Source organism: Paenibacillus sp. JGP012, from assembly GCF_014203995.1.
Classification (GTDB): domain Bacteria; phylum Bacillota; class Bacilli; order Paenibacillales; family Paenibacillaceae; genus Paenibacillus; species Paenibacillus silvae.
Genome location: NZ_JACHKG010000014.1, coordinates 148,174 through 156,312, shown reverse-complemented (window position 1 = coordinate 156,312; position 8,139 = coordinate 148,174). Strand labels below are relative to the sequence as shown.

Sequence of the window (8,139 nt, the reverse complement as noted above, 5' to 3'; positions counted from 1 at the left end):
TTAGGCATGCCGCCAGCGTTCGTCCTGAGCCAGGATCAAACTCTCCAATAAAGTATTGAAAAGAGCGATAAGCTCATTTTGAATCTGACGAGATTGTTAATCTCATTGTTGTTCTAGTTTTCATACAGTCGGATGACATGCACCGAAAACCTTCACATTCATTCTGCAAGCAGAATGATCACTCACTCGTTGTTCAGTTTTCAAAGATCAAACTTATTTTTGCCACTGTTTCTCGTTCGCTTCAGCAACTCTTATATCTTATCATGTCCGAACCAACTTTGCAAGCTCTTTTTTCCAAGTTTCTTTCGAAGCTTTTTTTGTAAGTCGCTTGCCGCACCGTGTAAACCGTGTTTTCTTGGCCGGAATTAGAATATACCATACAACGAAACAGTTGACAACTTGTAAAATATCCCACAACAGCTTCCCTCAAAAATACTTGCCACCATACAAAACCTTTGACTTTATAGTCACAATCAACATATAAAAACCCACATATCAACCCACATCGTACATTTAGTTTTTTCCTCTGATCATGCTTACAACATCTGGCCGTGTAAAAGTCCCTTCGATTCAAAGACTCCTATTATAAAAGCCCTCAACTCATCAATTCCAATATCGTTCCTGTTGATTACTCCTCATGGTATCACATTAGCGAATCTCCCCATGATAAGGGTATCGTAATATTGTCCATCAGCATGTCGTCGGTCCCTCTTGAGAATACCCTCAACCTCAAACCCGTGCATCTCATACAGGCGTATAGCCTTCTCGTTCGTTGCAAGCACTTTTAGTGTTACCTTTTCCACAGCATTCTTGTCCGCCCATTCCAGACACAACTTCAATAACTCTTTGCCGATGCCGTACCCCCAGAAAGAACGGGCGACACACACTCCAAACTCTACCTGATGCTTGAAACGCTTCAACTCTGTCCCCGCACATCGGCAGTATGCAGCAATCTGACCCGATACCTCAGCTACCAGAAAAAGATTCGTACTCTTTTCAGCATCCATACGAATGAGTTCTTCAAAACCCGCTTCATCGATGAAAGATTCCCCTGCTTCACGATCCATATTTTCCGTTTCCCCGTCCAGCTGCACACGAAGTGCACTTAAGATGCCAGCATCCTCTACCTCGGCTGAACGAATCGTGTATCTCATGCCTTTAACTTCATACTCCTGCTGCTTAATAATCACCTTGATCCACTCTCCTCCTTCCCATTATAAAATAAAACCGCTCAAATCCTCACTCCATTCACAGATCACGCTCGTTTTCAGCCGTGCCATCACCGATCTGTCAGATCGCCCACACTAACCAATCTCGGACGGGCTTTTTCCCGTCAGCATCTTAAACACCTGGCTAAAATACGTCGCGTTGCGAAATCCCGTCATCTCGCTCACTTCATAAACCATATAATGTCCTGATTGCAGCAGCTCCATCGCTCGCTGGATACGATATCCATTCAGATAGCTGACAAAATTCTCTCCCGTCACCCTTTTGAATAACTGACTCAAATATTTGGGGTGCACAAAAAGACTTTTTGCAATCGCCTCGAAACTGATCTCCTCTGCGTAATGCTCCTCAACATACTGTTTCACTTGTGCAATGAGCTTGTTGCTTTTCTTTTCGCCCATCTCTTTGCGAAGCTGCTCCAGCCAATCCCGGATCACACCATTCATCCAGCCAATCAGATCATGCAGGGCATACTTCGATTGTATCTCGCGCAAGAAATCACTCATTGTGAGCGGAGGGTTCAACATCGGGTGCTGCTTCTTCCAGCTGTGCATCATCGTATCAAACAAACTGACTGCAATGACCTGCGCATCCTGAATGCCCGCACAATTTCCTTCCTGCAGAGAATGAAGCAGCTCAAGCCATATTTCCTCTGCCAGACTGATTCGCATATCAGCCCAAGCCTCATTCCACTGGTGAAGCAGCAAGGAATAATCCGTTACATTACGCCCCTCTCCCTCGGATGCCTCATAGTGATATATACGGCTTCCACCTTGAAATTCTGCCCTTTCTACCGCTTCCCGGCTCTCCAGATAAGAGTCAATGACCTCACAGGGGTGGTGCTTTACCCGGCCAATACCTGCACTGACCTCAATTTTCAGATACGTAAAGATCTGATCCATCATTCGGCCTACAAGCACCTGTAATTCTTCAAAATAATCCTGATCCCCCAGCATCAGCAGCACAAATACCTGATCCGAATAGTCTACAATCTCCAGCCGACAATCTGCCATACGGGAGCCATGTTCCTTCACCGTCTCCTGAATAATATCTGCCGCCCCGTAGCGCAGCAGCTGCCAGTCCCGCTCCTTCATACGTGTCATAAAACCAGGACGATTCAGATGCAGACTAACGGCTCGAACCTGAGCGTATATCCGAAATCCGATATATTCCATTCTCGCTTCAGGCAATTCATCGGCTCGATAGCGGGTGGTAAGCAGTTCATGCAGAAACTGTTTGCGCAGATAAGGGAGCACCCGCCCTGCTTCTTGTTTGTACGTCCGCTCCAGCCGCTCATGCCGCTCTCGCACATCCTGTTCCAGCAGTACCTCCCGCAGCACAGACTCAATCTCCTCTACCTCCGCCGGCTTCAGCAAAAAGTGATTCACGCCCCAGCGCATAGCCGCTCTGGCGTTCTCAAACTCGTCATATCCACTAAGGATGATAATCGGCAGATGAGGATAGTCGCGCCGCAGCGCCTGCGTAACCTCAAGTCCAGTCATGCCCGGCAAATACACATCGGTCATCACGAGATCAGGGTGCATACGGTCGAAAAGCTCCAACGCCTCCTCCCCGCTTGCAGCAGTACCTGCAATGCTCAGGCCCAATGAGTGCCAGTCGATATGCTCGGTCAGCGCTTTAATAATATGCGGATCATCATCCACAAGCATAATGGTCTTCATCATTTTTCACCGTCCAGCCACAGATTTAATTGCTCTTCGGTCTCAATGCGCGGCAGCGTGATTTGCACCTCCACACCGCCTGAACCTCCATTACTCAGCTGCACGCCGTACCTTTGCCCGCAATACAGCTGTATGCGCTGATGCACGTTGCGTACACCAATCCCTTTCGAATCTTCTATGCTCCATTCATTCGGCAAACCTTGTCCATTATCCACAATCCGTATCCTGATATCAGGTACAGGTTCATCGCTCTGATCAATATGCACCTGAATGCGGAGTGTTTCTTCATTTGCATGTCCGTGCATAACGGCATTTTCAATAAAAGGCTGCAAAATGATCTTCGGAATATAACAACCCCGAATGCGCGGATCAATCCGTTCCTGATACTGAATAGCAAACGGCAAACGTTCGGATTGAATGCTGACGTAACACCGGGCATGCTCCAGCTCATCACGCACACGAATAAACAGTCTGCCCCCGCTCAGCCCGATCCGCAGCAGCTTGCTCAGCTGTACAATCATGCGACTGATGTCCTTGGCTTCATAATCGAGAGCACGCCAGTGAATCATATCCAGCGTATTGTACAGAAAATGGGGTTTGATCTGCGCTTCAAGCAGGCTGGTCTGGGCTTCTCGTTTGGCACGACTCTCATCCTTAACCTGCTCCATCAGCGTTGTCAGCTGTGAAGCCATATGGTTGAACCCGTATGCCAAGTGGGCATATTCCTCCGTAAACGACAGTTGCACACGGGTGCTGAAATCTCCTTTTTCAAGCTGTCTCATACGTTTAATCAATTGCCGCAACGGGCGGATAATCTGCCGTACAAACAAATAAGCAAGCACAGCGGAGCACAGCAGTCCGAGCACCGCGATACCAAGGATCTGCCAGCCCGCTTGCCGAACCGGAGACAACAGCGTATACACGGGAATCGTCTGCACAAGCCGCCATTGGAGCATCGCCGGTTTGGAGTAGAGCACCAGTTGAGCACCTCCAGTTTGACCCGACACCACTTCAAAACCATCTTCACCAGGACGGGCATGCTCCTGAATCCAGTCGCTATCTATAATAGAAGAAGACGAATCTATATAAGCCTGATCTGACCAGGCATCCCCCCCTGCCGCCGCAGCTTTCCCCATCTGCATCACGACATTGCCAGCAGTATCTACCAGCAGCACATTGCCATCCAGCACCATCGGTACATCAGCGAACCTGCGAACGATATCCGCTCTGCTTAGACGAATGAGTACATAAGCGACCGTCCCGCCTCGACTGTCATAGATCCGCTGTGCATATCCAACCAAGGATTGCCCTGATTCATTCTCACGAAGTGGAACCCAGGCGGCATCTGCCTTTTCCAGCGCAGAAAACCATGAATCATTCGCAAGGGTATCTAACGTAAAAATATGGTCAGCCATCGTAACAGTCACTTCATTAAATGCATCCGTATACAGCTCAATTGAGGTGATGCCTTCACTTACCACGATGGTATGATCGAGAATTCGCGAAACCTCTCGCCGCTGGTGGATCTGTGCAAGCCTTCCCGTATTGGTCGTTTCTAGCAAACTCGACAACTCTCTGTTGCTCGCCAGGCTATAGGCTGTACCTGTCACTCCTGTGATAAAGTCAAAGCCCCGTCTTGTGCTCTCATTCAGAAGCGCGAGTCGCGCTTTACTGATTTCAGTAAAGGTAACGGCAGAGAAGGACTGATAGGACAACCAGACGACAATAGAAACAAGCAACAGATTAAACGCAATAAAGCAAGTCACCATCAACGTGGAGAGCTTGCTTTGTTGCAGCTTTTGAAGAATATAGGAAGACCATCTTGCCTTTCGCATACGGAATCAACTCGTTTCGTCTTGGAATTACCCTTTGAGCCCGGAGGTCGCGATTCCTTCCACGAAATACTTTTGACACACGATAAATACGATGAAACATGGCACAAGGGATAAAACAGACATCGCGAACATTGGACCCCAATCGGATTGTGAGCTGGAATCGAGGAACAACCGCAGTCCCAGCGGAACGGTGTACTTGCTCACATCGCTCAGGTAGATCAGCTGACTGAAGAAATCATCCCATGTCCACAGAAACGTGAAGATCATCGTGGTTACCAGTGCCGGAAAAGCGAGCGGGATAATGATTTTCGTATAGATTCTCACTGGACCACATCCATCAATCGTCGCCGCTTCATCGAGCTCTTGAGGCAGTCCCCGGAAAAACTGTACCATCAGGAATATGAAAAAGGCATCCGTTGCCAGCCATTTCGGGATGACAAGCGGCAAGTACGTATTCACCCACTCCAGATGATTAAAAAGAATATACTGCGGAATCAGCGTAACGTGATGAGGCAGCATAATGGTCATCAGCATCAATCCGAAGCAGATGGCCTTGAAGCGAAAATTCAACCGGGCGAAGGCATATGCCGCCATAGAGCAGGAGATCACATTGCCCAGCACGGCCCCCAGCGATAGTACGATGGAGTTCGTCAGAAATTTGGAAAAGGCATTCCCCTGAATTCCTGACCAACCTGTCATATAATTTTGCCAATTCCACTCCTTCGGCCAGAACCAGGTCTCCGTAAAAATCATGTGTCCCGGCTTGAACGAACTGCCCAGCATCCATAAGACAGGATAAAGCATGACAAAAGCGATGCCCGAGATCAGTACGTGCTTGGTCACAATCCATGCTGCTGAATTCCGTTGTCCAATCATGATTTTCCACCATCCTCATAGTGTACCCACAGCTTGCTGCTGCGGAATACGAGCAATGTAAATACGCCGATCAGAATTACCAGCACCCACGCCATCGCGGAAGCATAGCCCATCTGGAAGAAGGAAAATCCTTTTTTGTACAGATACAGCGAGTACATCAGTGTTGAGTTCACGGGTCCACCACTACCGTTACTAATGATGAAGGCCTGCGTGAACGATTGAAAGGATGTGATCAATTGCATAACGAGATTAAAGAAAATGACCGGAGACAGAATCGGCAATGTGATATAGAAAAATCTGCGCATCGGACCTGCTCCATCAACAGCCGAGGCTTCATCGTACTCCGGTGGAATCTGCTTGAGTCCTGCCAGGAAAATGATCATCGACGAACCGAACTGCCATACGGACAATAGTACAATGGAGTACAGTGCATATTTCGGATTCGCTACCCAGTCTGGTGCCTTGATCCCTACCATCGCCAGCACACTGTTGAGCAGTCCGTCACCGCCCAGCATTTTACGCCACAACATCGCAATAGCTACACTGCCCCCGAGCAGTGTCGGGATATAATACACCGTGCGGTAAATCCCCAGGCCGCGGATGCCTTTATTGAGCAGCATGGCAACAAACAGGGCAAAGATCAATTTAAGCGGCACAGATACAGCAACATAGGTGAACGTCACCTGAAGCGACTTGGCAAACAATTTGTCAGACGTAAACATGGTAGTGTAGTTATCCAGACCGACCCAGTTCGGGGCGGCCAGGATACTGTAATCGGTAAAGGAAATATATAACGATGCAAGCATGGGACCCAGGGTCAGGAACAATAATCCGACAAGCCAGGGCGCGAGAAATAATAATGCGGCTCCATTATGGGCGTAGCGACGTTTCACACGCCGGGCGGCTACTTTCTCGATTCTGGCTTGACTGACCTGTGATGTCGTCATTTTCGCAACCTCCCCGCAGTATTTGAAGTATTCGGAACGGTTATCGACCAGTTACATGTGAGGCACAAGTTGAGCTTGTTTACCGTTACGGCTTCAACTCGTTACTGGCTGGATGCAAGCGTTGCTTTGGCACCTTCAATAAACTGAGTGATAATGTCTGTCATGCTGCCTTGGCCAAAAGCGATCTGTTCGCTTGCACTTTTGAAACTCGTGTCCACTTCAGCGAATCCTTGCGGGTATGGCGGGCTAATCTCACTGGAGTGTTTGGATACCGTATCAATGAATTGGAAAATAACCTGCTCGGACTCTGACAGCTTCGGCTGCATCTGCTCACGAATACTTGCATTAACAGGCACACCGCGCTCCGAGCCAAGAATCGCCGTTGCTTCCGGGTCATTCACCATAAAGTCAATGAACATGGTAACTTCTTTCGGATGCTTGGACTTGGAATAACCCGACATGAACTGACCTGGCTTCAGGTACTCACCAATCCGCTGTTCATTCACGCCATGAGGCAGCACTTGAATGCCAAGCTTATGATCCTGGTTTTTGTTCACCTGCTGGAATGTCAGCAACTGATTCGACCAGGCGAAATCCATTGCAGCTGTACCTAAGGAGATCGGTCTTGTCTCCAGGGCATTGGTTGTAGAAGCTGTAACTTCTGCAGAGGTAGCCCCTCTGTTCTCACGCAGCTTAGCCCACATCTCGAACCACTGCTTCAATTGATCATTGGTCGCTGTGATCGTACCGTCTTCGAACAAACCTTTGCCTGACTGGCGCACAAATACCTCAAACATATTCGTAGCACCGGAAATGTCAGCCGAGCCGTAGAAGCCATCTCCCTTGTCCGCAGCGATTTTGGCTGCAATCGCGGAGAAATCATCCCAAGTCCAGCTTTCTTTTGGCTCTTCAATGCCCAGCTGCTGGAATAAAGTTGCATCGTAGATGACACCCGGTGCGTTCACGCCAAGGGTAATCGCATATAACTTGTCGTCAATCGAGCCCGCTTTAATCATGCTTTTGTCATGATCTGCAATCCGCAGCTCTTTATCCGCATATGGAGTCAGATCAAGTAGAGCACCGCGCCGTGCAAAGTCTGTCAGGAAGGCATAGTCCATCTGGATAATATCCGGGGCATTGGAGCCGGCAACCTGAGTTGTCAGCTTGTCAAAATATCCATCCCATCCCGAATACTCTGGTTTAATCGTAATGTTTGGATGCTTTTCTTCGAACAACTTGATTACTTTGGTGGTCAGATCATGTCTGGTCTGTGATCCCCACCAGGTCATGCGCAGTTCAATCTTGTCAGCTGCATCGCCTTGGCTTGTCTCCCCAGAAGATGCAGGCTCATTTGAGGCTCCATTGGAACAGGCTGTAGCAAATAATAACAGGGACAGGCAGAACAGAGTTACCCACTTTTTTGTGCTGATCATGAATGAATTTCCTCCCCTTTTTGCTTATATGAAATCGCTTACAAATATATTGTAAACGCCTGTCACTGCACATGACATAAACAAAAGTAAGCTATCCTGTCAAAAAAGTAAGGGGTTCCCGGGGAAGAAAAACCACCGG

Annotated in this window: 6 protein-coding genes; all 6 read right to left on the bottom strand. The window is 48.4% G+C overall.

The genetic code is table 11. The features are described from left to right. Positions 1-635 precede the first annotated feature (635 nt). The 6 genes from HNR77_RS17820 to HNR77_RS17795 all read right to left on the bottom strand — a co-directional run bounded on the left by HNR77_RS17820 (position 636) and on the right by HNR77_RS17795 (position 8,000). Positions 636-1,190 carry a GNAT family N-acetyltransferase gene (locus HNR77_RS17820; protein WP_184187146.1) on the bottom strand — a complete coding sequence of 185 codons (555 nt, stop codon included), beginning with the start codon at positions 1,188-1,190 and terminating at the stop codon, positions 636-638. A 114-nt stretch (positions 1,191-1,304) separates the two neighbouring features. Continuing rightward, positions 1,305-2,912, bottom strand: a complete 1,608-nt coding sequence (locus tag HNR77_RS17815) for a response regulator (protein WP_184187143.1) — start codon at positions 2,910-2,912, stop codon at positions 1,305-1,307. Further along, positions 2,909-4,744, bottom strand: coding sequence for a sensor histidine kinase (locus HNR77_RS17810; protein ID WP_184187140.1), 1,836 nt, complete (start codon positions 4,742-4,744; stop codon positions 2,909-2,911). The genes HNR77_RS17815 and HNR77_RS17810 overlap by 4 nt, the downstream gene beginning before the upstream one ends. 27 nt (positions 4,745-4,771) lie before the next feature. Further along, positions 4,772-5,620 (bottom strand): carbohydrate ABC transporter permease, encoded by an 849-nt coding sequence (locus HNR77_RS17805; RefSeq protein WP_184187137.1) that lies wholly within the window; start codon positions 5,618-5,620, stop codon positions 4,772-4,774. Continuing rightward, entirely contained in the window at positions 5,617-6,567 is a 951-nt protein-coding gene (locus tag HNR77_RS17800; protein ID WP_221443899.1) for a carbohydrate ABC transporter permease, read from the bottom strand. The genes HNR77_RS17805 and HNR77_RS17800 overlap by 4 nt, the downstream gene beginning before the upstream one ends. Before the next feature lie 101 nt (positions 6,568-6,668). Then, positions 6,669-8,000: an ABC transporter substrate-binding protein gene (locus HNR77_RS17795; protein ID WP_184187134.1), complete on the bottom strand. Its 1,332-nt coding sequence runs from the start codon at positions 7,998-8,000 to the stop codon at positions 6,669-6,671. Between the last annotated feature and the right edge of the window lie 139 nt (positions 8,001-8,139).